This is a genomic window from Dyadobacter sp. CECT 9275 (assembly GCF_907164905.1).
Classification (GTDB): Bacteria; Bacteroidota; Bacteroidia; order Cytophagales; family Spirosomataceae; genus Dyadobacter; species Dyadobacter helix.
Map to the genome: position 1 here is coordinate 2,118,343 of NZ_CAJRAF010000002.1, position 24,631 is coordinate 2,142,973.

Genomic DNA, 24,631 nt, shown 5'->3' on the forward strand with positions numbered 1-24,631 from the left:
TTCAATTACTTTTAACAGATATCCATTCCGTTCAGCAAACAGTTTTTACTCTGATGAAAAAAACACTCATATTCGCCGCCCTTTTGCTTCTGACAAACCTGGCCGCTTTTGCTCAAACCAAAGATGAAAAAGAGGTATCGGTTTTCATTGAAAAACTTAAGACTGCTATCCTTGCGGCCAATGAAGCCGACCTTTCAAAACTCACCGCTCCGTCGCTGAGCTACGGACACTCCAACGGGCTTCTTGAAGACAAAAAAGCGTTCATCCAGGCACTGGTAAGCGGTGAATCCAAGTTTACCAAAATCGAACTGACCGAACAGACCATTTCCATTTCGGGTGATGTGGCCATGGTACGCCATAAATTATTTGGAGACACCCACAACAAGGGAAAAGATCCCGCACAGGTAAAACTCGGGGTATTTATGGTTTTACAAAAGGTAAAAGGAAACTGGGTACTCCTCGGCAGACAAGCCTTCAAGCTACTTTAGAATTGCTCAGAAAAGCATGAAAAGCCCGCCACAACAGCGGGTTTTTTCGGTTTATGACGGTGGTTCAGCTAACAGGCAAACCTTCGGCCTCCCTAGGATTTACTTCGGCAGCATTGACCCAACTGCTGTAACCGCGGAATTCCTGGATATTGCTTCTGAAACCAACATATCTGGAATAAAAATTGCGTAACAAAAAAGTTACACATATATTTGCGTAACCAAAAAGTTCCGTGTTATGAAACGAGATGTCAAAGTACAATGGTTTTACCCGCATCCTCCCGAAGTGATCTGGGAATGCCTTACCAATCAGGAGTTACTAAACAAATGGACTTTTATCAAGGATTTTAAGCCCGTGGTAGGACATGAGTTTGAGGCACATGCCAAACCCCGGAAATCGCAAGGGTTTGATGGGATCATGTATCATAAGGTTCTGGAGGTAATACCTTTGAAAAAGCTGTCCTATACCTTCAGGGGCGGACCTCAGAAAGGTGTAATTACCCTGGACACCATCGTAACCTGGACCCTGACACCCAAAAACGGAGGTACCGAGCTAAAGGTTGAACAATCTGGTTTTGAGGGTACTAAAAATTACTTCACCAGCTTTATCATGGAACTGGGATGGAAAAAAATCCTATCCAAAAAAATCACAAAGGCGCTTCAGACATTAGACGCATGACCATGCCCATTTATGACCCGTTTCAGGCACTTGCCGACCCTGGCCGCAGGGAAATACTGATGATGATCGCCAAAGAGAAACGGTCTATCAATGCTATTGCGGAGAATTTTGAGATCAGCCGCCCGGCGGTTTCCAAACATATTAAAATCCTCCACGGCGCAGGTTTCATCGTGATGGAGGAAAAAGGCAGAGAGCGCTTTTGCATTCTTAACCAGGCCGGTTTCAGGGAAATACAACACTGGATGGATTTCTTTGAGGCACATTGGAAAGCTCAGTTATTAAGCCTCGATACGCTCCTGAAAACAAATACGATTGTCCCCGAAAAGGACAATCGTACCTGAGATAGATTCGGGAAATTCCAGGAAAGTACCTGTTCAGATCCGTATCAATGGGACGGCCTGTCCTGTGCAGGGGCTGAGGCATGAAAATCTTCCTGAATGACGCTCGCATATTTATCCAGCAAGGCAATCACCTGATCGTGGGATTTGGAACGCACCACCATGCCCACGTGGTAAGGCTCATTCATTCGCCATACAATTTCAGGATCCTGAAAAACGGCTGCGTCCGGCCATTCCTGCCTGGCCAGGGAAATAATGATCCCCGAGTACTCCTTACGTACCGGAGGAAGTTTATAATTTTCACCATTTGCTTCGGCAGTTTCCATTTTTGCCCATTCCTTCCACAAGTTGATCCCCGAAGACGCTTCAACCATTTCAGACAGGTGTGCTCCGCCGACACGGGAGGAAGTTTCCAGGAAATAATATTTACCATCGTCATAACAGCGTATCACCTCCGTGTGTGATGCACTGTGTTTTAAACCAAAGGCCTTTAACAAATCCACGGCCAGTGTTTCCAGCGCATGCTCCTCCGACGAATCAAAAGGTACCGTCACAGAACGGAAGATACCTCCCTCGTGTGCTACTTCAAATGGCGGCGCCAGGTATTTACTGCACCACAGGAATATTACCCTACCATTGTAGGAAATGGAATCAACATGATAAACATCACCTGGCTTAAACTGCTCCACCAGATAACTGTGCCGTTTATCGCCCAGGCGGTGAATCGTTTCCCACAGATCAGCCACGGTGTGGAGCTTTTTGATACCGGTTGCCGAAGCCTCCGACCTGGGCTTAATCATCCAGGGACCGGGATATTTTTCAATAAATCTGTTGATTTCGGCATCATTAAAAAGCGCCGAAAACCCTGGAACACGAATCCCCGACTCCGCAGCCTTGGTACGCATGGCAAGCTTATCACGGAAATACCGCCCGGTGGTTTGCCCCATCCCCGGTATCCTGAAATACTCCCTGATGTGCGTAGCCTTTTCCACATCAAAATCGTCCAGTGCCACCACCCGGTCAATCGCCCTGCTGCGCATTACATACGCCAGGCCATTGATGATCTGGTTCATATCGTACGTTCCGTCCTCCCCTTCTTGTACATAAAAAAAGTCATCGATACATTCCCTCACCCAAGGTTTACCTTCGAGTTTTTTGGCAGTGAGCAGAAGCACCGTATTACCGGCCTCTTTACACGCCTTGAGAAAATCATTGCCTTTAAAATATGTTGAAATGCAGAGGAAGGTCAGAGATCCCGACATAAAATTGTGTGTTGGTGGAAACTATGAAAATGTGGATGGTTCTTTCCTTTTCAAATAAAGCAAAAAGAAGCAATTTGTCAAGACTACGCCCATTTATATTTCAGACGGCATCGCCCTGCCCGGGATGAAAAAACGGATTGAAACCAATCAGCTTATCTGCTCCAGGTATGCCCTCAGCAAACGGATTCCATAGGCCGTTCCGGCTCTCCCAGGGGCATATTCCGTATCTCCGAAAGCCGTTCCGGCAATATCCAGATGTGCCCAGGAGGTATGTTCGTCCGTGAAAGCTTCCAGGAATTTGGCAGCCACAATGGCACCTGCCATGGGTTTCCCGTGGTAATTTTTAACGTCTGCAATGTCCGACGACAGCTCTTCCCGGTATACATCCCACAACGGTAACCTCCATACTTTTTCCCCTGTGAGATCGGCCGCTTCCGAGATGTCCGCCGCCAGTTGATCGTTGGAGGTAAATAATCCGGCTGCTTCGTATCCCAATGTCTGAATGATACTGCCTGTCAGCGTGGCCAGATCAATGACCACATCCGGTTTAAAATTCCTGACGGCGTACGTCAACCCGTCGGCGAGGATCAGCCTGCCTTCCGCGTCAGTATCTATCACTTCAATCGTCTGCCCCGAATACGACTGAATGACGTCACCTGGCTTGGTGGAAGTTCCGTCCACACAATTTTCCGTGGAAGGAATCACACCAACTACGCGCACAGCAAGTTTCAGCTGTGCGGCCAGTTCTACAGCACCCAGCACAGCTGCGGCCCCACCCATGTCACTCTTCATTAAATGCATATTCCCCGACGGTTTGATAGAGATACCACCGGTATCAAACGTTACGCCTTTGCCTACCAGCGCCACGGTATGCCTGTACGCTTCGGGATGATAGTCCGATACGATCAACACCGGAGGCTCCGCACTTCCCTTGCTCACCGAAAGCAACGCATGCAACCCTTCCTTCTGCAGCATTTCCTTGTCCAGGATACGGACATTGTAATTATTTTCGGCGCCCGATTCTATGGCCCATTCTGCCAGGAGTGTCGGGGATTTATGGTTACCCGGCGCGTTCATCAGGTCCATAATGCGCATCTGAACCACAGCAGTTTTCTGAGCCAACCCTATTCCCTTTAAAATTTCTCCGGATTCCTGGGTTACCCAGATCTTCAGCTTCCCGTTATCTCCAAAAAAAATGCTCATCTTTTTTGGAGAGGTTTTATACAACTGGATGTCATACCCCCCAAGTAAAATTCCATTCACCGCAGCCTCAATCCATTCGGCAGATTTCCCTCTGGCATCCAATATAATTTCCTCCGGCCAGCGGTCTTTCCGTTTATAAAAAAGGGATCTGAATATTTTGATCAGCGCAGATGTTTCCTGCACCTTTCCCAGCCCAAGCCATAATTCCCTTGACGAATACCACCAGCTTTCACCCTTTTCTGCCCGGAACATGTCCTGATTTTCTGGCGCCGAATTTTCGTCGTATACCTTTATCAGAAGAATTTCTTCTGCCATTGCCGTTGTCTGTTGAATGTGCATATTATTTAAAGTCGAATTAAAATCAGAACTAAAAGAGTAACATCGCTCAATAAATTTCTTTTGGGCCAGGCCTGATGTAACAGAAAGACCTGGCCAGCTATGCAAACCCGGCAAATTCCGGATTTCCCTATATATAAACCTGACTAAGAAACCTGACACCATGATACGAATTTTTACCCATATTTCGACTTCCGGAACGGCTCTTGCTATTGCTTACCTGCTGGGATCCGCATCAGGCAGCTTTGCACAGCGTAACGAAACCCGGGCCAACGACTCCAACACCCCGCTTCACTTACTCCAACCCGATTACCCGGTTCCTTACGGCATTGTAAAAAAGGAGAATGTCCTTTCGGACCTGAACCGTATTTATAACTACCTGAACCAGGTGACGCCTACCGCCTTCGTGGACTCCAAAACCGGACAGCCGGTTACGGATCTTACAAAAATTGATCAGCATACTGTTTTGCAAAAAGGGGATTACCGCATTGTGAGTTACGAATGGGGGGTTACCTACTCTGCCATGTTGCTGGCCGCCAAAGTGACCGGAGACAGGAAATTCAGGGAATATGCTGATAAGCGACTGCATTTCATTGCGGAATCGGTGCCCTATTTTAAGAAAACCAGCCAGGAACATGCCGACTGGGGAACGGCTGGGCCGCTTCGGGGGCTGGTGGATCCGCATGCGCTGGACGACTGCGGGGCGATGTGCGCAGCGATGATCAAAGCGACACGTGCCGGAAGTACCGGTAATTTTCGTCCGCTGATCAACAGCCATATTGACTACATCCTTCACAAAGAACATAAGTTAAAGGATGGTAGCCTGGCCCGTAATCGCCCGCAACCCAACACGATATGGCTCGACGACCTCTTTATGGGCGTACCAGCCCTTGCCCAGATGGGGAAATTAACCGGAGACAAAAAATATTACGACGAAGCCGTAAAACAGGTACTGCAGATTTCTGACCGGATGTTTAACAAGGAAAAAGGGCTGTATATGCATGGCTGGGTGGAAGGAATGACCGAACATCCGCAGTTTCACTGGGCCCGTGCCAATGGCTGGGCTATACTGACAAAAGTAGAGCTACTGGATGTGTTACCGGAGAACCATCCGGGCCGCGCAAAAATCCTGCAGCTTCTGAAAGCACATATCAAAGGATTGGCAGCCCGCCAGTCGGGGTCAGGTTTCTGGCACCAGTTGCTCGACAGAAATGACTCCTATCTTGAAACTTCGGCTACGGCCATTTATACCTATGCTATTGCCAAAGCCATTAACAGTGGTTGGGTACAAGGGCTAACTTACGCACCCATGGCGCTCCTGGCGTGGAATGCAGTGTCAACCAAAATCAATCCACAGGGGCAGGTAGAGGGCACCTGTGTCGGAACCGGCATGGCCTTTGATCCCGCATTTTATTACCACCGGCCCATCAGCCCATACGCCGCGCACGGGTATGGTCCGGTAATCATGGCGGGTGCCGAAGTATTGCAATTGCTCAACAATAACGCTTTTGAAATAAACGACAGTTCCGTGCAGCTTTTACAGAAAAAATAACCTGGTCAGCGCCGTGTTTTGATTACCGCCAGCCGGTCCATCAGGTCGGTACGGTTCCCTTCTGGAATGAATATCAGCTGATCATAGTCTTTCAGTTTCAGATGGTTTCTCTCAATTCTTTCGATGTAACTCAGGTTGATCAGCAAAGAACGGGAAACCCTGTAAAAATCAGGACCATTGAGAAACTGTCCCAGGTAGCCGATATTCATGGTAATGAGTCTGGGTTTTTCTTTTCCTGCCTCAAAAATATGAACATACGAACCGTTTAGTACCGAATTAACGTAGAGTATATCCGCCTTTACAACTCTTTCGTAACCTTTTTCATAAGGCAGAAATAAATGATCCGGCACATGCTCCTTTTTGGTAGTCGGCTGGAAGTTGAGATGTGCCAGTTTTAATTGCATCACAAGCTCTGTTTGCCGGAAAGGCTTTAAAAGGTAGGCTCTGGGTGACACCATCTGCGCTCTCTGAAAGGTATGGTCTCGTGAATCCGCCGTCAGGAAAACGATCGGTATCCAGTGATGCCGCAGCAGTTCATTTGCCGTGTAGATACCATCAAAGGAATCTTCCAGCTGAATATCTATCAATGCCATGTCGGGAGGTGAATCCCTGGCTGCCTGCAGCGCTTCTTCATAATTGCGGGCAATCCCCGATACCTGGTACCCGGCTTCTTCAAGATTTCTCCTGATATTGCTTGCAATCAAAAGATCATCCTCGACAACCAGCACATTTAAAGATTTCATATATATCAATTGAGTATTGAAGAAAGTGACCAATGCGTGGCAGTAATTTCTGTACTACGCATTTTTTGCCTTTGACCTATTTTAAAATCCATTTCAAAAACAAGTCCGGCTCCCGAACTGAACTTATGCCGGGCTCTGAGCTGGCTGGCCTGCAGGCGGATCAGCGTAACGCCAAAAGAACGGTTGTCGGCAGGATTTTCATTCAATAAAAAGTGACCTGCACTTACCCCACCTCCATTATCCCCGAACACAAATCTGATCATTCCTTTTTCCAGCTTACAGACCATCCTGATTTCCGGGCAGGTATTACGCGGGAATGCATACTTACACGCATTGGTAACAAGCTCGTTCAGGATAAGCCCCAGATGCAGAGCCTGGTTGGCTGGTATTTGCACAGGGTCAATGGCAATGTTCGTTATTATGTTTTCATACCCGTACGATTGCAGCACACCTTCCATCAGTTCGGTGATGAAGTCGGGCAGAAAGATTTCTCTCCCGTTGTCAACCTCAGCGAGTTTTCGGTTCAGCAGGCCCATTGCTTCAATTCTCAGGCGCCCATCTTCAATGATCCGCTTCGTGGTTTCGTCAGGCAGGATATCAGACTGAAGGCTTAGCATACTCGAAACCGCCTGAAGGTTATTCCTGACCCTATGACTCTGCTCCATCATCAGCTCCTCATTTTTAATTCTCAGTCCGCGGTTTTTCTTATATAGCCTAAAAAACACAATACTGGCGCCAAATGTGGCAATCAGCAGGCAGAGAATTGCGTAAGTCCAGTATTCCTGGTTTTGCAGAGTTTGTGTCCGGAGTTTCAGTTCCGCATCCTTCACTTTGAGAAGCACATCTTTTTGCTCGGTTTCATATTCCTTGCTGAGCCGGGTGATGGCACCGTCGCGGTCAGCGAGGTAATTGACTTTATCCAGCTGATGATAGCGGTTATTATATTCATAAGCACTTTTCCAATCTTGTTTCTGCCGGTAATACTTTTCATAGAACTCTGCCAGTAATTTTTCATCCCAAAGGCTGTTGAACAAATTGTTTTTCTTTAATTCCTCGGCATCTTTTACATACTTCAGGGCTGTCTCCCGATTTTTGTTCAGGTAATAAAAGCCAAAGTCAACCATCAGCTGATAAGCCTCAGTCACTTCCTTTTCCCGCAGAAATATTTCCAGCGCATCTTTCCTGAGTTTTATTCCCCGGTCATCGTAACGATAGTGTATCAACAAATTTCCCAGATTGGACTTGCGTGTGGCGATTTCAACGGGATTGTTCTCCGGACTTTGCAAGATGAGTTTTTCGTTCTTTTTGAGAAAATATCCCAAGCTATCCTTTTGTACGGAGGGAAGCCCTGGCTTACGGCCATTTTCGGACCAGTCGTGAGAATAAAAGTTGGTCATCAGGCCGTAGGCCCTTGAAAGACTTAAGTAAGACTGATCAGCCTCTGCATATTTTAAAGTCAGGAATGCGTATCGTCTGGTTTCAGAATAATTTTGAGCACGAAGTCCGAATCCGGCAAGTTTGCTGTATATCCTACAAAGGTGAAAAGCATCCCCGCACCGCTCCTGAATCCGCATGGATTTCATATACCACCGGCATGCCGTAAGATCATCCCCGGTAGCCTCATAGACCTTTCCATACAGATAGTACGACTCGGCCAGCAGCAGTGAGTCCTGTGTTTTTATGGCTTGCCGATATACCGTATCGGCATACAGTATCTTATGACTTTGCAAGGGCAGCAAATCCCTTTTCTGAGCAAAAGCCGAAAAGATACCCAGCAACAATAACTGCAGCAATAGCAAACCTTGAAATTTCTTATTTCTAAAATTTTTCATTGAACAACGCTGACAAAGGTTATTAAAAGTACTAATTATGCTGATTACCGTAAAAAGATGAAAATCAAATTATAAATGCTGCCCCGCCGGAAATGACGGCCCCTTCACCTTCCTTGAGCACTTCCCTTTCTTCCCGGAACAAAACCTGCACTTCGCAGGACAATAGCATACTTTATTACGCCTGGCATATTCTTTCTTGTCATTTGCAGGAAAGACTCTTTTAAAAGGACCTTTGTCCGGGAGGCCCCACCTGGCATCTGCCGATTTCCCTCTTTAAGGATACATCGAATGATCTCCTTTGCTTGACACTTCCGGCCCTTCCACGAGCAAAATACCTTGTTCCCTGCGCACCTCTAATTTAACGTTGAGACATTTTGCAACTTGGTGGTATTAATAAAAAGAATGCTGAAACAGGGGCTCTTGAGATCTGATCAAACCGCTTCTGCTAATGGCTATTTATCCCCGTAAACGGGGAGCAGGTAATGGTATGATCCTGAATTTTTATCAGAACCATACAGACCAGGCGGAGAAATCTTTAAAATTCATTTAAAACAAAACACAACTTACTGATTTAAAGATATTTAAAACACATATCTCATATTCATATTTAAAGTATTCCAGTAAATTATAACCCCAAATCTATGAGCCGTTTATCCCTTGTTTTGTTTGTATTGTTAATGAGTTCTTTTTATTCATTGGCGCAAACTCCCGCCGGCAAAAAGCCAGCTACTGCCAAACCGACTGCTGCGCCTCAGAAAAGCAAAGCACAACCAGCCAAAAAACCGGTTACTCCTGTAAAGACAGACAAGCTGTACCAACTCGACGGTACCACCATTATTCGAGGCACTATTTTCAAAGTGACCGAAGACTCCGTAAGTTACTACACCGTAGGGACCAAGAGGATAAAGAAGACAGTTGCCAAGGCAAAGCTATCCAAAATTGTATATGCCAACGGCACTACAAAAATCATTGAGCAGCCTGTTGTGCAGAAAGAAGAAGTTGTAAAACAGGAGCAACCGGCAGCTGTGATAGAAACAGTTGAAAAAACCGAGGAACCGGTAAAACAAGATCCGGTACTGGATGAAATTGTCCTGAAAACAGGTGATGTGATCAGCGGGAGAATAACCAGCCAGCAAAAATCCAAAGTAGGTTTCCGCCCGGCTTCTGATCCCGAGTCTGGCGCGGAACAATTTGTAACGACCTCCAAAATATGGAAACTCCGGTATGGTGCTACTGCACAGGAAGTTATATTAAATCCGGTAAAAGAGAAAAAGGAACCGGTTGCCAAAACACAGAAGGTTAAAACTCCGAAGGAACCAAAACCGGTTCGGGAAACCAGCTCAGCTGAGCGTATCTACAAACCCTTTAAAGTGGATGTTACCCTTGGATACCCCCAAATGCTCGATAGCGACGGAGATTTTAACTGGGGATTTGTGCTATCCGTTGAGCCGAAGTACAACATCACCGATAACATTGCAGCAGGGTTAAAAATTGAAGCCGCCGGTTTCGTTTCAAGTGAAATAGATTATGGCGTTTCAGGGTTACTTCTGATGAGTTCCTACATGGCTACCGGTGAATACCAGTTTGGCACCAAAAAAGTCAGGCCATTTGTGGGTATTGCGGCAGGTTTGTTCCAGCCCAAGTTATATCTGATGGCCGATGATGAGGAGACCGTTAGCGTAACAATGGACAACATATTTGGTTTTGCACCTCGGGCGGGTGTCCAGCTTGGACATTTCCGGATCGCTGCGGAATTTAACCTGGCGAAGGATTCCAAAAACGATATCAATTACAACTACTTCTCAATCAAAACCGGTGCTACCATTGGCGGGGGTAAAAAGAGAAGGTAATAGTACGGGGATACTTCCGACTTGGAAGTATCCTCGCCAGAAAATGAAGCATCCCTTACAGATCAATTAGAATTTTACCAGCCTTGGTATCTGAATCCGGTCATCAAAGATTTAATCAAAAAAAAGTTATGAAAAATAATATCCTTATGCTTCGGCTGCTGCTGTTTTTCCTGGTTGTGTCATCCCCCTGCTGGTCTCAGAAAGACCCTAAGGTGACCATGGAAAAAATTGCTGAAAAATGTAAAGACCTGCCCCGCGACAAACGGGTAACGGTAAAAGTAGCCCGTTTTAATGTTTCTACCAGAGCCGCTCAGGCTAATGCAACCTTTGGTGATGAACTGGCCACCATGCTTACCTCCGCCATTCAGCAAACCAACTGTTTCAGGGTATTAGAAATGAACCGCAATATTGGGGACGCAACAGGCGAAATGGCCTTTGCACAGGATGGTTTCACCAATGGCTCGGGACCGGAGGCTGGCCAGCAGCTAGGCGCACAGCTGATTGTTACCGGAGAAGTTACCGATTATTCAGAAGGAAAATCTTCCACCACCGTGGCTGTAGTGAGCGTGGGAGGAAACAAGGCAACCGTAGGTTTCACCCTTAAATTGCTGAATCCGCAGACAGGCGAGGTTCTTTTCAGCAGAGATATCAACATGACGGGCAGCTCCTCAGGGTTCACCGGTTTCAAGTTTGCGGGTATTCAGACGGTAGGTACCACCTAAAACAGAGCTGTGCAGGACGCTATGCAAAAAGCCATTATAAAGTCCGTGGAACTGATGGCAGACGAGAAGGACAAGATCGATATTCCTGAGCCGCTGAAACCGAAGGTAAAAAAACAATACAACGCACAGAACTGCACTTTACTGCGCAGCGGATCACCGAAGGTAATTATCCTGGTAACCGAAGCTACAACCGCAGGTACTGCCCGTGACAATACAACAACGACGGATATGAACCGTCGCGAGAGGGAGATGGCGCTGCGAGAGCGGGAAGCGACCGTTGAAATCGTAAAGGGAATTTTTGGAAGAAGAAACGATAACAGCAATAAAACTGAAAATCAGGCAAGCCGTCAGACAAGTGCGTCGGCAGTATACAAACCTGTGGTGATTGAACAGTCGGCCACCGAAACGGAACTCACACGGCATTTTGTTGAAGCTGGTTTCAGGGTGGTGGATCCCAAGGTGTACAGTCGGTTACGGCAGGTAGCCGATTCCACCGGCGATGTTGGCGACATGGCTGCCATGGGTCTTAAAATGGGCGCGCAGATGATCATCACCGGACAGACCATATCAGAACGTACGAATGTTCAGGGAGGGATGACTTCCTGCCGGGCACGTCTGGAAATAAAAGCAATTGCTACCGAAGACGGGTCCATTTTAGCTACTAACGCGATAGCGGGTGGCGGGATTGACGTATCCGAGGCGGTAGCCAATAAAATCGCTATTAAAAATGCTTCCGAAAACATGGCGCAATACCTGATGGAGAGATTATGTTCCATGAATATACAACTGGCCGGAACCGAAAGAGGCGGCAGTTCCGCTGCTGCTAAAACCCAGGGAGCTACTGGTACTACAATGACGGAAATAACGGTTTCAAATGTCAACTATGCAAAGCTGACTGCAGTTGCGAATGCTATTTCCAAAAATTCAAAGGTTAAAAATGTCCAGAAAAAATTACCAGCAGGTAGTACCGAAGGGAAGTTGCAGGTAGAACATACCGGCAGTACCGACGAGTTGATTGATGCCCTTGGCAAAGCGCCTGCACTGAAATTTGAAGTGACCGGAGTGGACAACGGAATCGCCAGTATCACCATGTAAAGATATACGCCCGCCTCTATACACATTTCAACTTGCCCCTAAAACCAGGGGCAAGTTTTTGTTTTTGTTTCTATTCCTCCTTTTACAATACAGCTCATTTAAACATCTTATATTATCCAGAAATAAAGAAATCACCACAACGCTTTTTTCTCCTGTTTTTTTCGCTTGCTTGTTTAATCCTTTCTTGCCAGAAAAGTGAAGACGACCCCGCTCCCGGAGCTGGAAACCTGGTAACAGGCAACCCGGTAATCAATGGAATTTCCGGAGGAACGGCCGTCAAAAATTAGTCCAACCCTCCCCTGCGCGTAGCCTTTCCCTGCGTTGGCCAGGTACCTGGCTCACCTTTGGAATTCAGCGGAAGTATGCTTTTTTCCCGTGACGTTCTGACAGGATCTTCACTGGCCTGATATGCCAGAACAGCCGTAAGAATGGCGTTGCTCCGCACGTCATCAAAGACAATCTTGTCGTAGGTATCCAGATTGGTATGCCAGGTATAAGTTCCGTACGACCAGCTGAGCGAACTCAGTGAAAACGCCGGGGCTCCCACCGCCACAAAAGACGCGAAGTCGGAACCACCGCCACCCGGTATACCCGGAAAGCTCGTTTCCACATTTTTGCGTATATCCTGCGGAACTTTCGAAAGCCAGCGTCCCAGATAGTCGTATGCATTCAGAAAACCCTGACCAGCCAGGTTCACCACCCTTCCTGTTCCATTGTCCTGGTTAAATACTACCTGTATATTATTGACAATTTCCGGGTGATCCTCCACAAAAGCACGCGAACCGTTAAGTCCCTGTTCCTCACTGCCCCAATGTCCCACCAGAATCGTCCGTTTCGGATGGGGGAAAACCTTTTTGAGAATCCGGGCTGCTTCCATCATGGTAATCGTACCGGTTCCGTTATCCGTTGCGCCGGATCCGCCGTCCCAGGAGTCAAAATGCGCGGAAAGGATCACATATTCTTCCGGTTTTTCAGAGCCCCTGATTTCGGCGATGGTATTAAAAGTGGGTACCACACCTGTCTCTTTTGAATCTGCCCGCAAGCTGATCTTTGGCGTATGCCCCGATTCCGCCAGCCTGTACAGCAACCCGTAATCTTCCAGCGCCATGTCTACGGAAGGTATCTTTTTGGTAACTGCACCAAATATCTTATTTGCACCAAAACCCTTTGACCAGTAGGAATTGAGGATTCCCGCCGCTCCGGCTTTCTCCAGTGCCGCCTGTAAGCTGCGTGAAGTATAACCGGTTTTCGTAATTCTTCTGCCCCAGGCAATCGTCAGAGCGTCCCGGTCCTTTTTCATTTTCTCAACAGATTCTTTGGTACCAAACTCATCCCAGTTATAGTCCGGGCGCCCTGTTGGCTGGAGCATTGATAACATCACAAATTTACCTCTTACAGATGGCAGCCATTTTTGAAAAGCCACCGAATCGGGTACATCAGGAATGATCACTACGTCACCGGTAACGGTTTTCCCAGCCATTCCAGGGCTCCACGCCAGCTGCATGCCCTGCAGGGACTTCACCCTGGGTGCAACCATATCAATATGCGTGATACCCCTTTCCCAGCCGCGCCACTCACCCCATTTTTCGTTTCTGGCGCTGATACCCCAGGATTTATATTTCTCCACTGCCCACTCATGCGCCTGTAGCATTTGCGGAGTACCCACAAGCCGCGGGCCTATCACATCCATCAGTTCATGTCCCAGTTTCTCGAGTTGCGAATTTTCAGTCGCTTCCTTTACGATAGCATCAACAACGGGGTCTTTGGTTTGGGCCTGAGCGATTACCGAAACTCCGAGGGTTAATCCCAGCAAAAAACCTGATATTCTTTTCATCATTAGTACCTGTTAGCTTACACTTTCCTGTTTTTAATTTAAGGAATGCCGGGTAAAACCTCCACTGCATTTCCGGAATGTTTCAAATATACTATCAAAATTGTGTCATATTTCTGCTTACCAACCGGATCAATAATTTAAAAACTGTTAATTTTTCCCTAAAATGTGCGCATCATGCCACAAAAATCTGTTAAAACAGGTACTGTTAATTGATCGGAAAATGTCGGAGTACCCCACATTATCATCCATACTAAAACGGAGCGGGCAGCAGCAGATATGAAATGAATTTTACAGGAAAAATTTCCTTTATTCATCCTTTAACCAAAAATAATTTTCATATGAACGAGCAAATCAGAGCCTTGCTGGCTGTTAATTCAGGCCTGCCGTTTACAGCCATTACCGACGAAGCAAACCTTTCCAGAGACCTGGGTTTTGATAGCCTGGATACGGTGGATCTCGTTTTGCAAATGGAGGACCTCTTTCATATCGCTATTCCTGACGAAGATTATCAGCAGCTGCAAACTGTGAAACAGTTTTGCGAATACCTGGAAAACAAAATGGCAGCAGCGGCCTGAGTAATTCCCTAAAAACCCTCAGCGCCTCCGACAACCCGCCGGAGGCGTATTTATATCATTGGCACTGGCTTTCATCCATCCCCGAAACGCTTACATTTGTGAACCGCCACTTGCATGTAAAAATGGGGACAAGAACTGTACAGTTTATTTTTTTCGCTAACTACTTTGTCGGCATTCTCGCAATTGCCCTGTCCGTAGAAACTGTCTTCCAGCTTTCTCTGCCGCTCAATTCACCTGCTTATTACCTGTTGTTATTTTCGGGCACCGTTCTGTATTACACTTATGCCTATGCCGGCCCCGTCAGGGATACTGTTTCTTCTAATCCCCGCACCGAATGGTATCGCACACATCATCATTTTGTACAAAGAAGTCAGCAATTCCTTTTGCTCGTCTGTTGCACGGTTGGTGCGTGGTTTTTCATCAATCATTTCAAGGGTATCGTGGCACTACCCGCGGTATATTGGCTCCTGATCGTACTGATACCTCTATCTGCTGCTTTGTATTATGGCCTGCTCCCGAAGTCACTTTACAGCCTCAACTTAAGGAACACAGGCTGGCTGAAAGCGTTTGTTATTGGTTTTGTGTGGGCAGGTTGCGTGAACATACTACCAGTTGCCATGGCCAGGATCGAATATGGAATCGAAATTGCGGATCCGGGTTTTATGCTCTGGCTTTTTATCAAAAACTGGATGTTCTGTACGGTCAATGCCATTATGTTTGATATCAAAGATTATGACGACGATAATAACCGGCAGCTGAAAACCTTTGTTGTGCGGTTTGGCCTTAACAAAACCATATCCTTGATCCTGATCCCCCTGCTGCTCATTGGCCTGGTTTCGCTCATTACTTTCACTACTTACCGCCACTTCGGGCCAGTCCCTATCCTTCTCAACACCATCCCCTTCCTGTGCCTGCTGGCCGTTGCCTTTTCGCTACATACGCCCAAGCGCATTTTGTACTACCTGATTGTCATTGACGGCCTGCTGCTTGTGAAGGCTCTTTGCGGGATCGGCGGAATATTGTATATCAATCATTTTCAATAGGTTATATGCCAAACAATTATGACAATATCGCAAGTACCTACGATTTCCTGAGCCAGCTGGTTTTCGGGCAGGCACTGAGGAATAGCCAAAAAGTGTTACTGCATCACATTCCTCCCTGCGCCAAAGTATTAATTGTGGGTGGCGGTACTGGCTGGATTCTGGAAGAAATTACGAAAATTCATACGAGCGGACTCGATATTACCTATGTCGAAATTTCAGAAAAAATGATCGCTTTGTCCAGGCAAAAAAATGCTGGCAGCAATGTGGTGAAATTTGTCAACGTACCAGTAGAAAATTTCCGGGCCGGCCAGCACTACGATATCATCTTCACCGCATTTTTGTTCGATAATTTCCAGGTATCACGCATCCAAAACGTTTTCCGGCAGCTTGACCGGCTGCTGGAACCCGGCGGCAAATGGCTGTTTGCCGATTTCCATATCGATCATTATAACGGCAGTTTATGGAAAATCGTGCTTTTAAAAACGATGCTTGTCTTTTTCAAAATCGTGTGCGGTATTGAAGCAGAAAAACTAACAGATATGGCGCCTTATTTTACGGGGAGCGGCTACCTGGTTTTACAGGAAAGTTACCACTTCTCTAGGTTTATCAAAGGGCTCGCTTATCACAAGCCGGTTACAGCGGATATACTTTCATGATCCGGTTGATCCTCTCAAATCACACCTTTTTCCCGTCTAACACAACGAGGCCGGTGGTATCTCAACAGGAACTGAGCCGCCACATATTTCCATTTGCAGGTAAAAAAACGACTTAGGCAAAAGGAGATTCCGACAATCCTGTTTTCCGTTTCATGCTGTGGCCCTTACATCGGCCGATAAACACCGTTCGCTCAAAATTTACAGAGTAAACAGAAATCCATACCGTAAATAGCTCAAATTAACGCTATACATTTGCCTTAACGTAGTGACAAAAACCCATGAAAGCCATAATTATCCAGACACCGGGTGGAGCAGAAAATCTCATCCACACCGAAATAACCGTTCCCGCCATTCAGGACGGAGAAGTACTTGTTAAGGTAAAAGCCATCAGTATCAACCCGATTGACGCCAAAACCAGGTCAGGAAAAGGCATGTACGGGAAATTAACGGGCCAGGATCCTATCATAATTGGCTGGGATATTTCAGGCGAAGTTACTGCTACAAAGTCCGACCTCTTTAAAGTAGGAGATGCCGTTTTCGGGATGGTGAATTTTCCCGGGCACGGAAAAGCTTACGCGGAATACGTTGCCGCACCAGCTTCTCAACTGGCCTTAAAACCCGCCAATATCTCGCATACCCAGGCAGCGGCCACCACCCTGGCCGCTTTAACGGCCTGGCAGGCTTTGATCACACATGGTAAAATTAAAACAAACGACAGGGTATTGATCCACTCGGCTGCGGGCGGGGTAGGTCATTTTGCGGTTCAGATTGCGAAAAATGCCGGAGCATACGTCGTAGGAACTTCATCCGCCGAAAACAAGGATTTTGTACTGGGACTGGGTGCGGACGAACATATCGACTACAAAGCCCGGAACCTGAAAGACGCCACCCGGGATATTGATTTTGTACTAGATCCTCTCGGAGGCGACAATATCGACAAATCTCTCCAAGTCATGAAGAAAGGAGGAACCATCATCAGCCTGCCAACCGGCCTGCGCGAGCTGGTAGGCGAAAAGGCCGAAGCGGCAGGTATGACCGGGTTCTTTATCATGGTTACTTCCAACGGTAAGGACATGAACTCCCTGGCTTCCCTCCTGGAAAAAGGAATTGTAAAAGCGCATGTCTCTCAGGAATTCGGTTTCGATGATATGGCCAAGGCCCATCGGCAGATCGAAAGCGGAAAAACCCGGGGAAAGATCGTTGTAACGTTATAAAACTTTTCAATCTCCGTTTGATTTTCGTAACTTTGATCCATGGAAAAGATGCAAAGCCTGGAAGATTTTTACTTACAGAAATTCAACTGGATGCCTGATAACCTTAAAAAAGAAATCGGGCATTTCAATGTTTTCAAACTGGAAGACTGTTTCCGTCCCGGGGCAGAGCCGGTTCAGTACTCCCGCCGTGATTTTTACAAGATCAGCCTGATCAGGGGAAGGAATATTTATCACTATGCAGATAAAAGTGTTGAAATCTCAGGATCAACACTCATTTTTTTTAACCCGCAGGTACCTTATACCTGGGAATCGGTTTCAGATGACAAAACCGGTTTCTTCTGTATTTTCCGTGAGGCATTTATTACGGAAAAGATCCGCGAAAATCTGTCGGAACTGCCTATGTTCGCACCCGGAAGTAAGCCTTCCTATGTATTGTCCGAGGAACAGGACCACCACGTAAGCGAGCTATTCTCCAAAATGATAGATGAGATCAATTCGGATTACCGGTATAAATACGACCTAATCCGCAACTATACCATGGAGCTCATTCACTACGCCCTGAAAATGCAGCCTTCCGAAGCACTCTATCAGCATACAGACGCCAACACCCGCATTACCTCTGTCTTTACCGAATTACTGGAACGCCAGTTTCCCATAGAATCCCCCGCACAACGGTTTGCACTGCGTTCGGCCAATGATTTTGCGCAACAGCTTTCCGTCCATGTGAACCACCTGAACCGCGCCATTCGTCAAACCACAGGTAAAACCACCACACACCATATCTCCGAAAGAATTATATCGGAAGCAAAAGCATTGCTGAAACATACCAACTGGAATATCTCTGAAATCAGTTACAGCCTCGGTTTTGAAGAACCTGCTCATTTCAATAATTTTTTCAAGAAACAAACCAGCCTAACTCCTTCCTCTTTCCGGACTGTTTGAATTTCGCAATCATCTGTTTGAGTACCGCAATAAGCCATTTGCCCCAAGGCCCTACTTTTGTGTTACTCATTTAAACAACAGAAAGATGAAAAATCAAAAAGTATGGTTTGTTACAGGCGCTTCCAAAGGCCTGGGACTTTCCCTCGTAAAAAAATTACTTCAAGAAGGCTATCACGTTGCGGCAACTTCCAGAAATAAGGATGAGCTTTCGGCGGCCGTCGGTGATTACCATCACTTCCTGCCACTAGAGGTGGATCTAACCAGTGAAGAAAGCATAAACAAAGCCGTGCAGCAGACAACAGAAGCCTTTGGCACGCTGGATGTACTGGTCAATAATGCAGGATACGGCTTACTGGGAAGCCTGGAGGAGCTTTCGGATGAGGAAAGCCGCAAAAATTTTGATATTAATGTTTTCGGCCTGCTGAACGTGATACGCGCCGTAATGCCGGTGATGAGAGAAAACAGGAACGGGCATATCTTCAATATATCTTCCATTGGCGGATATTTCGCCGGCTTTCCAGGATGGGGTATCTACTGTGCAACCAAATTCGCCGTAGCAGGTTTAACGGAGGCACTTGCGGCAGAAATCCGCCCATTTAATGTTCACGCTACGGTGGTATACCCCGGTTATTTCCGTACCGAATTCCTTTCCGGATCCATAGCCGTTTCCAGCCATACCGTTGACGGTTACACGGAGGTACGCAACAGCCAGGAACTGCACAAAAATGAGATCAATGGCAACCAGCCGGGCGATCCCGACAAAGCGGCAGATGCGCTCATCCAACTATCGCTGGAAGAAAATCCCGTTGTACATCTGTTCCTTGGACAAGACGCATTCGACCTTGCCAAAGAAAAAATCAGACAGATAGAAAAGGACATGGAAACGGCAAAAGATATCTCAGTATCCACCGGCTTTGAAGTATCTGGTCTGAGATCAGCGGGATGATCTACACCAGCAAGTGCAGGCACCTCGACAAACGGAGAAACGGACAGCAGTCCTTTCTCCGTTTTTTTATGAGCTTGAGAGCGACAGGGAATTACGGCTCATTGGCATTGGAATTACGACATTAAAACGCAGATAGCGCCGTCCATTACCGTACAACCACGCTCCTTTTTCTCCCAAAAAGATACTGCTCATTAAATACCAGAATAGAAATTATAATCAGCGAATAAGCGACGATCTGATATTGATTAATGGGCTCATGAAAATACAACAAGGCTATTGTAAAGTTAATCAACGGATTGATATACAATAAAATGCCCATCGTGGAAGAATTGACCCCATTTAAAGCATAAAGGTTGAGAAACAAAGGTACAATCGTAAAAAGGACAGCTGTTACCAGTATCAGACCATAAAATACCCCTTCTGTGGGAACGGAGGCGGCGTAGGAAGGGTAAAAGGGTAACAGTATCAAAGCCGAAAATATAAGCTGAAAGGTAAGCACAAGGAACTTGTCAAAACCCGCATTCCGGCGCTGGCTCACCAGATAAAACGCATAGGATGCAGCCACGATCAGACTATAGGCAATATCTGCAATGTTGTTGAACGACAACAGCAAACAGCTCAACACACTGAGGCCCACCGCCACCCACTGCCATTTGCTGAGTTTTTCATGCAAAACAAAAAAAGCGATGACGGTAGTCATTACAGGACAAACCAGATAAGCAAAGGAAGCTGCCTTTACACTGACATTGTTCATTACATAAATAAAAAAGAACCAGTTCGCAGTCAGCAGAACTCCGCCGCTAAATGTCAGGAGCAACATCCGCTGCCTTACCGAAGACGGAAGTTTTTTATACATCTCAACATTTTCCCTTAATACCCTTCTGCGCACAAAAAGACTAATAACAGACATAATCACAGCGCACATAAATACCCGGTAAAATAGAATATCAAGCGAGGCATAACCGTGTAACTGTTTCAGAACCAAACTGAAAAAACCCCAGAGAACGAATGAAGCAACAGCAGAAATGTAGTATTTAGAAAATTGCATGCGTAATGACAGAACTTTAATTAAACTAACAGTGCAGAGAGGATGCGGGTTCAATACGAATATCCAAAATCTGAAATTTGGGCCATTACACCGAAAAGAAAGCTATTTTTGCAGACTTGGCGCCAGAAAATAATTTTTTTATATATGCATTTTTCCAATATCCGCCTCATTGCAACCGACATGGACGGTACGCTCCTGAACTCCCGACATGAGCTAAACGAATCTTTCTATCCGGTTTTTCAACAGTTAAAAAACAGGGGGATCCGGTTTGTTGCGGCAAGCGGAAGGCAGTATTTTAACCTGGAAAAAAAGCTGGAGAATGTGAAGGACGACGTCATTTTTGCAGCCGAGAACGGGAGTTATGTTGTTTTTCGTGATCAGGAATTGCATGTGCAGGCCATTGACCGTTCCATTGTTTTTGACCTCATCACCACCGCGCGTAACATACCGGATACCTATGCCATTATATGCGGTAAGAAAAAGGCCTATGTGGAAAGTACCGTACCCGCTTTTCTGGAACACCTCAGGCTCTACTTCGAAAGATATGAAATTGTGGAGGATCTGCTCGAAGTAAAAAATGATGACTTTCTGAAATTTACCCTTTGCGATCTGGCCGGTTCGGAAAAGAACAGCTATCCGCATTTCAAACATCTGAAAGAGCAGCTGCAGGTGAAAGTTTCCGGCCCGATATGGCTCGACATATCACACAAGCTGGCAAACAAGGGCCGGGCTATGGAAGTACTTCAGGCATTGTTCGGGATATCAGAAAAGGAAACCATGGTATTTGGCGATTATTTTAACGACCTTGAAATGCTCCAGAAAGCTTATTATTCCTACGCCATGGCCAATGCACATCCGGAAGTGAAAAAGGTTTCCAGATTTACAGCCGGCAGTAATGATGAGAATGGAGTGGTGGCGGTATTGCAGGAATTCCTGAACTCAACTGAAGCATTTCATTCTGATTTGTAAATTGATATACCAATTGGTATATTTGCCAAATGGAATTTGTACCCCGATCAGAAAAAACCCGTCAGCTCATTATTGAAGCTACCGCCGGTATCTTCAATAAAAAGGGATATGCAGGTACTTCCATATCCGACCTTACCGAAGCCACCCATCTTACCAAAGGAAGTATCTACGGAAATTTCAGAAATAAAGAGGAAGTAGCCCTGGCGGCATTTGATTACAACCTGAAACTCTGGCAAAGCATCATCCGGTCAAAAATCCGGAAAGCGAGCACGCAGAAAGAAGCCTTGATTATCCTTGCAGATATCTTTAGAAGTAATGCAAAAGACACCTTGCCAGAAGGAGGCTGCCCTTTTCTGAATACCATTACCGAAGCCGACGATACCCATGAGGAATTGAGAAAAAGAGCGGCAGCTGGCCTGCTCCGCTGGAAGGATGAGATTGCCGGAATGATTCGGAAAGGAATTGATACGGGTGAATTTGTACCCGGCACGGATGTTGACAAACTTGCTTTTTCGATCATAGCACTGGTGGAAGGAGCCATACTCATTGGTTCCGGAACCCAGAATCCTGCCTACTGTGATGCCATTTTAAGTACCATCAAAGATCTTATCAGAAATATAGAAACTAACAGCATATAATTTTTTGTTCACTCATATACCAATTGGTATATATTATTAATTTGGAATTTACGATAATCATATGAAAAGAGTAGTAGTTACAGGACTTGGTGCCATTACCCCACTGGGTAACACCGTTGATGAATTTTGGGCAAATATTGTTGCCGGTAACAGCGGTGCAGGACCTCTTACCAAATTCGATGCGACAAAGTTCAAAACCCGTTTTGCCTGTGAGGTAAAAGGCTTTCAGGGTGAAGATTTTATAGATAAAAAGGAATTAAAAAAATATGACCTCTTTACGCAGTATGGCATTGTAGCAAGTGACCAGGCCATTGCCGACGCGGGGCTGGATTTCACGGCCATGTCCGAATCGGAACGGTACGAGGTAGGGGTGATTTGGGCAACGGGAAATGGCGGTATCGGCACCTTTGAGGAACAACTTCGGGAATTCCACGGCGGAGATGGCACCCCCAGGTTTAACCCCTATTTCATTCCAAAGATGATTGTGGACATTGCCGCCGGAGTGATATCCATACGCCACAAATTACACGGACCAAACTATTGCACTGTTTCTGCCTGTGCTTCTTCCAATACGGCAATCATCAGCGCATTTGATACCATCAGACTGGGAAAAGCTAACATCATGATCGCCGGCGGGTCCGAAGCTGCCATTACACATTCCTCCATTGGAGGATTCAGTTCGGCTCAGGCACTTTCCAAAAGGAACGAAGACCCGCAAGGTGCATCCAGGCCTTTTGATGTAGAGCGCGACGGCTTCGTAATGGGTGAAGGAGCGGGTGCTCTGGTGCTTGAAGAACTGGAACACGCACTCCGCCGAGGAGCACATATCTATGCTGAACTGATGGGCGGCGGCATGGCGGCAGATGCGTATCACCTGACGGGCACCCCACCTGACGGCCTGGGCGCGGCTTTGGGAATTTCAAAAGCATTAAAAGACGCTGGACTGCAACCGGAGCAGATTGACTATGTAAATGCCCACGCGACCTCCACGCACCAGGGAGATATCAGCGAGCTGATCGGTATCAGAAAAGTATTTGGAGAACATCCTGTGGCCGTCACAGCAACCAAATCCATGACGGGGCATCTGCTTGGGGCAGCGGGCGCCGCCGAAAGTATTATCAGCATTCTTTCGATAAAGGATGGCGTGATACCGGCCACCATCAATACGCGAGTGCTGGACCCCGAATTACCTGAGGGGATGAAAATCGTAACGGGCAAATCTGTCCACACGCCTGTCAGGTATGTGGTGAACAATACCTTTGGATTTGGTGGCCACACGGCTACTTCCATTTTTGGAAAATACGAATAACCCGATATCAAAAACGGCCTGGCTATAAAACCAGGCCGCTATCTTATCTCTCAAAGCTAAATTCACTGTGCGCTCACGCGCCATATTGTCCCGCCGGAATCGTCGTTCACCAGCAGAGAGCCATCTTCCAGCACGGCAATCCCTACGGGCCTGCCATATACCTTTCCTTCGTCTTCTACAAACCCTGTTAAAAAGTCTTCGGGTTTGCCAACCGGTTTACCGTTTTTAAAAGGCACAAAAACTACTTTATAGCCTGCCAGTTTCGAACGGTTCCAGCTTCCATGCTGTCCTATAAATGCTCCGTTACGGTACTTCTCCGGGAATTTCGTTTTGTCGTAAAATGCCAGTCCGAGCGACGCAGTATGTGCCCCCAGCGGAACATCCGGAACAATGGCCCGAGCCACCAGCTCTTTACCCTGTCCTTTCATGCGTGGGTCTTCATGCTGCCCGAAGTACGAATAGGGCCAGCCGTAAAAACCGCCTTCCTTAACACTGGTAATGTAATCAGGAACAAGTTCGTCGCCCAGTTTATCCCGCTCATTCACGGCAGTCCATAACACGTTGGTACCGGGCGCCCAGTCCATTCCTACGGGATTCCTAAGACCACTCGCAAATATTTTTTCGCCCGAGCCGTCCGGATTTATTTCCAGAATGTTGGCACGTCGCCTTTCCTCATCCATTCCATGCTCGGCCACATTGCTTGCCGAACCCACCGATATATATATTTTGGACCCGTCGGCATTGGCCAGCAAATTTCGTGTCCAGTGGTTATTATAACCTCCAGCAGGTAATTCCAGTATCTTTTGGGCTTTCCCAGTAATTTTGGTCTCCCCGGACTTGTAGGGGTAGCGGTAAACGCCATCTGTATTTGCGACGTAGAAATAATCATGCAGGACCAGCATACCAAATGGCTGCTTGAGCTTTTCTATAAATATTTCTCTTAGCTCCGGCACGCCGTCTTTATTGGTATCCCGCAGGACCGTAATGCGGTCAGCGCTGTTTTTGGTACCTGATTCCGCCACGAATACATCTCCATTAGGCGCAATGTAACAGTAACGGGGATTTTTAAGCTGATCGGCATATTTGGTAACCACAAACCCTGTGGGCGCCTTAGGTACCCTCCCATCCGACCAGCCCACCTCCTTCGGTCTGTTGGTAACCGATTCCGTTGCAAAAGGAGCAGGTAGCAATAAACTATCCGTCTCCGTCACTACGGAGTCAGGCCCCCTATTCACAGCCTCCTGCTTTTCTTCCTGATTACCGCAACCTAGCAGGATAACGGCCGCAACGCAGCAAGTAAGTATCAAGTTTTTCTCCTTCATAGCATTCCCATTATTTCGTTGAGATTGTAGCGCTACTA

Annotated in this window: 23 protein-coding genes; 16 read left to right on the forward strand and 7 right to left on the reverse strand. The window is 46.7% G+C overall.

Annotation, left to right across the window (positions count from 1 at the left end; all coding sequences use genetic code 11):
* Positions 1–53: 53 nt before the first annotated feature.
* From KOE27_RS16620 to KOE27_RS16630, 3 genes are all read left to right on the forward strand, one after another.
* Entirely contained in the window at positions 54–488 is a 435-nt protein-coding gene (locus KOE27_RS16620; protein WP_215239968.1) for a nuclear transport factor 2 family protein, read from the forward strand.
* Positions 489–723: 235 nt separating this feature from the next.
* Complete coding sequence (locus KOE27_RS16625; RefSeq protein WP_215239969.1) at positions 724–1,164, forward strand: SRPBCC family protein; 441 nt, start codon at positions 724–726, stop codon at positions 1,162–1,164.
* Complete coding sequence (locus KOE27_RS16630) at positions 1,161–1,505, forward strand: ArsR/SmtB family transcription factor (RefSeq protein WP_215239970.1); 345 nt, start codon at positions 1,161–1,163, stop codon at positions 1,503–1,505. Before KOE27_RS16625 ends, KOE27_RS16630 begins: the two co-directional genes overlap by 4 nt.
* 44 nt (positions 1,506–1,549) lie before the next feature.
* On the opposite strand, the gene KOE27_RS16635 is transcribed toward KOE27_RS16630, so the two are convergent.
* Positions 1,550–2,764, reverse strand: a complete 1,215-nt coding sequence (locus KOE27_RS16635) for an ATP-grasp domain-containing protein (RefSeq protein ID WP_215239971.1) — start codon at positions 2,762–2,764, stop codon at positions 1,550–1,552.
* 147 nt (positions 2,765–2,911) lie between these two features.
* Entirely contained in the window at positions 2,912–4,282 is a 1,371-nt protein-coding gene (locus KOE27_RS16640; protein WP_229252801.1) for a leucyl aminopeptidase family protein, read from the reverse strand.
* A 184-nt stretch (positions 4,283–4,466) separates the two neighbouring features.
* On the opposite strand from KOE27_RS16640, the gene KOE27_RS16645 reads away from it, so the two are divergent.
* A complete protein-coding gene (locus KOE27_RS16645; RefSeq protein ID WP_215239973.1) occupies positions 4,467–5,855 on the forward strand; it encodes a glycoside hydrolase family 88/105 protein in 1,389 nt (462 codons plus the stop codon).
* Between the two features lie 5 nt (positions 5,856–5,860).
* On the opposite strand, the gene KOE27_RS16650 is transcribed toward KOE27_RS16645, so the two are convergent.
* Positions 5,861–6,598, reverse strand: coding sequence for a response regulator (locus KOE27_RS16650; protein ID WP_215239974.1), 738 nt, complete (start codon positions 6,596–6,598; stop codon positions 5,861–5,863).
* 5 nt (positions 6,599–6,603) lie between these two features.
* Entirely contained in the window at positions 6,604–8,430 is a 1,827-nt protein-coding gene (locus tag KOE27_RS16655) for a sensor histidine kinase (protein ID WP_215239975.1), read from the reverse strand.
* A gap of 641 nt (positions 8,431–9,071) precedes the next feature.
* On the opposite strand from KOE27_RS16655, the gene KOE27_RS16660 reads away from it, so the two are divergent.
* From KOE27_RS16660 to KOE27_RS16670, 3 genes are all read left to right on the forward strand, one after another.
* The gene (locus tag KOE27_RS16660) at positions 9,072–10,280 is read left to right on the forward strand and encodes a porin family protein (RefSeq protein WP_215239976.1); all 1,209 of its coding nucleotides are present in this window, start codon (positions 9,072–9,074) and stop codon (positions 10,278–10,280) included.
* Between the two features lie 128 nt (positions 10,281–10,408).
* A complete protein-coding gene (locus tag KOE27_RS16665) occupies positions 10,409–11,002 on the forward strand; it encodes a CsgG/HfaB family protein (protein ID WP_215239977.1) in 594 nt (197 codons plus the stop codon).
* 21 nt (positions 11,003–11,023) lie between these two features.
* Positions 11,024–12,097 (forward strand): hypothetical protein, encoded by a 1,074-nt coding sequence (locus KOE27_RS16670; protein WP_215239978.1) that lies wholly within the window; start codon positions 11,024–11,026, stop codon positions 12,095–12,097.
* 283 nt (positions 12,098–12,380) lie between these two features.
* On the opposite strand, the gene KOE27_RS16675 is transcribed toward KOE27_RS16670, so the two are convergent.
* Complete coding sequence (locus KOE27_RS16675) at positions 12,381–13,934, reverse strand: M20/M25/M40 family metallo-hydrolase (protein ID WP_310590069.1); 1,554 nt, start codon at positions 13,932–13,934, stop codon at positions 12,381–12,383.
* A gap of 335 nt (positions 13,935–14,269) precedes the next feature.
* On the opposite strand from KOE27_RS16675, the gene KOE27_RS16680 reads away from it, so the two are divergent.
* The 6 genes from KOE27_RS16680 (at position 14,270) to KOE27_RS16705 (ending at position 19,307) form a co-directional block, all read left to right on the forward strand.
* Positions 14,270–14,506, forward strand: coding sequence for an acyl carrier protein (locus tag KOE27_RS16680; RefSeq protein ID WP_215239979.1), 237 nt, complete (start codon positions 14,270–14,272; stop codon positions 14,504–14,506).
* Positions 14,467–15,549, forward strand: coding sequence for a UbiA family prenyltransferase (locus KOE27_RS16685; RefSeq protein ID WP_229252802.1), 1,083 nt, complete (start codon positions 14,467–14,469; stop codon positions 15,547–15,549). Before KOE27_RS16680 ends, KOE27_RS16685 begins: the two co-directional genes overlap by 40 nt.
* Positions 15,550–15,554: 5 nt before the next feature.
* On the forward strand, positions 15,555–16,205 hold the full coding sequence (locus tag KOE27_RS16690) for a class I SAM-dependent methyltransferase (RefSeq protein WP_215239980.1): 651 nt from the start codon (positions 15,555–15,557) through the stop codon (positions 16,203–16,205).
* Between the two features lie 278 nt (positions 16,206–16,483).
* Positions 16,484–17,419, forward strand: coding sequence for an NADP-dependent oxidoreductase (locus KOE27_RS16695; protein ID WP_215239981.1), 936 nt, complete (start codon positions 16,484–16,486; stop codon positions 17,417–17,419).
* A 39-nt stretch (positions 17,420–17,458) separates the two neighbouring features.
* On the forward strand, positions 17,459–18,361 hold the full coding sequence (locus KOE27_RS16700) for a helix-turn-helix domain-containing protein (RefSeq protein WP_215239982.1): 903 nt from the start codon (positions 17,459–17,461) through the stop codon (positions 18,359–18,361).
* An 85-nt stretch (positions 18,362–18,446) separates the two neighbouring features.
* Positions 18,447–19,307, forward strand: coding sequence for an oxidoreductase (locus KOE27_RS16705; RefSeq protein WP_215239983.1), 861 nt, complete (start codon positions 18,447–18,449; stop codon positions 19,305–19,307).
* Positions 19,308–19,452: 145 nt separating this feature from the next.
* Here KOE27_RS16705 and KOE27_RS16710 read toward each other — a convergent pair whose 3' ends face one another.
* Complete coding sequence (locus KOE27_RS16710; RefSeq protein ID WP_215239984.1) at positions 19,453–20,355, reverse strand: EamA family transporter; 903 nt, start codon at positions 20,353–20,355, stop codon at positions 19,453–19,455.
* Positions 20,356–20,499: 144 nt separating this feature from the next.
* On the opposite strand from KOE27_RS16710, the gene KOE27_RS16715 reads away from it, so the two are divergent.
* The 3 genes from KOE27_RS16715 to fabF all read left to right on the forward strand — a co-directional run bounded on the left by KOE27_RS16715 (position 20,500) and on the right by fabF (position 23,271).
* Positions 20,500–21,324: an HAD family hydrolase gene (locus KOE27_RS16715; RefSeq protein WP_215239985.1), complete on the forward strand. Its 825-nt coding sequence runs from the start codon at positions 20,500–20,502 to the stop codon at positions 21,322–21,324.
* A 29-nt stretch (positions 21,325–21,353) separates the two neighbouring features.
* Entirely contained in the window at positions 21,354–21,962 is a 609-nt protein-coding gene (locus tag KOE27_RS16720) for a TetR/AcrR family transcriptional regulator (protein WP_215239986.1), read from the forward strand.
* Positions 21,963–22,023: 61 nt separating this feature from the next.
* On the forward strand, positions 22,024–23,271 hold the full coding sequence (gene fabF / locus KOE27_RS16725; RefSeq protein WP_215239987.1) for a beta-ketoacyl-ACP synthase II: 1,248 nt from the start codon (positions 22,024–22,026) through the stop codon (positions 23,269–23,271).
* A 62-nt stretch (positions 23,272–23,333) separates the two neighbouring features.
* Here fabF and KOE27_RS16730 read toward each other — a convergent pair whose 3' ends face one another.
* Positions 23,334–24,593, reverse strand: coding sequence for a PQQ-dependent sugar dehydrogenase (locus KOE27_RS16730; RefSeq protein WP_215239988.1), 1,260 nt, complete (start codon positions 24,591–24,593; stop codon positions 23,334–23,336).
* Positions 24,594–24,631: the final 38 nt, after the last annotated feature.

Bases quoted from the DNA above. Each gene is read 5' to 3' on its own strand.
- KOE27_RS16690 (WP_215239980.1), top strand. From the start codon at position 15,555: ATGCCAAACAATTATGACAATATCGCAAGTACCTACGATTTCCTGAGC.
- KOE27_RS16645 (WP_215239973.1), top strand. From the start codon at position 4,467: ATGATACGAATTTTTACCCATATTTCGACTTCCGGAACGGCTCTTGCT.
- KOE27_RS16650 (WP_215239974.1), bottom strand. From the start codon at position 6,598: ATGAAATCTTTAAATGTGCTGGTTGTCGAGGATGATCTTTTGATTGCA.
- fabF (WP_215239987.1), top strand. From the start codon at position 22,024: ATGAAAAGAGTAGTAGTTACAGGACTTGGTGCCATTACCCCACTGGGT.
- KOE27_RS16695 (WP_215239981.1), top strand. From the start codon at position 16,484: ATGAAAGCCATAATTATCCAGACACCGGGTGGAGCAGAAAATCTCATC.
- KOE27_RS16675 (WP_310590069.1), bottom strand. From the start codon at position 13,934: ATGATGAAAAGAATATCAGGTTTTTTGCTGGGATTAACCCTCGGAGTT.
- KOE27_RS16705 (WP_215239983.1), top strand. From the start codon at position 18,447: ATGAAAAATCAAAAAGTATGGTTTGTTACAGGCGCTTCCAAAGGCCTG.
- KOE27_RS16710 (WP_215239984.1), bottom strand. From the start codon at position 20,355: ATGCAATTTTCTAAATACTACATTTCTGCTGTTGCTTCATTCGTTCTC.
- KOE27_RS16655 (WP_215239975.1), bottom strand. From the start codon at position 8,430: ATGAAAAATTTTAGAAATAAGAAATTTCAAGGTTTGCTATTGCTGCAG.
- KOE27_RS16715 (WP_215239985.1), top strand. From the start codon at position 20,500: ATGCATTTTTCCAATATCCGCCTCATTGCAACCGACATGGACGGTACG.
- KOE27_RS16660 (WP_215239976.1), top strand. From the start codon at position 9,072: ATGAGCCGTTTATCCCTTGTTTTGTTTGTATTGTTAATGAGTTCTTTT.
- KOE27_RS16730 (WP_215239988.1), bottom strand. From the start codon at position 24,593: ATGAAGGAGAAAAACTTGATACTTACTTGCTGCGTTGCGGCCGTTATC.
- KOE27_RS16670 (WP_215239978.1), top strand. From the start codon at position 11,024: ATGCAAAAAGCCATTATAAAGTCCGTGGAACTGATGGCAGACGAGAAG.
- KOE27_RS16680 (WP_215239979.1), top strand. From the start codon at position 14,270: ATGAACGAGCAAATCAGAGCCTTGCTGGCTGTTAATTCAGGCCTGCCG.
- KOE27_RS16625 (WP_215239969.1), top strand. From the start codon at position 724: ATGAAACGAGATGTCAAAGTACAATGGTTTTACCCGCATCCTCCCGAA.
- KOE27_RS16640 (WP_229252801.1), bottom strand. From the start codon at position 4,282: ATGGCAGAAGAAATTCTTCTGATAAAGGTATACGACGAAAATTCGGCG.
- KOE27_RS16620 (WP_215239968.1), top strand. From the start codon at position 54: ATGAAAAAAACACTCATATTCGCCGCCCTTTTGCTTCTGACAAACCTG.
- KOE27_RS16700 (WP_215239982.1), top strand. From the start codon at position 17,459: ATGGAAAAGATGCAAAGCCTGGAAGATTTTTACTTACAGAAATTCAAC.
- KOE27_RS16630 (WP_215239970.1), top strand. From the start codon at position 1,161: ATGACCATGCCCATTTATGACCCGTTTCAGGCACTTGCCGACCCTGGC.
- KOE27_RS16635 (WP_215239971.1), bottom strand. From the start codon at position 2,764: ATGTCGGGATCTCTGACCTTCCTCTGCATTTCAACATATTTTAAAGGC.
- KOE27_RS16665 (WP_215239977.1), top strand. From the start codon at position 10,409: ATGAAAAATAATATCCTTATGCTTCGGCTGCTGCTGTTTTTCCTGGTT.
- KOE27_RS16720 (WP_215239986.1), top strand. From the start codon at position 21,354: ATGGAATTTGTACCCCGATCAGAAAAAACCCGTCAGCTCATTATTGAA.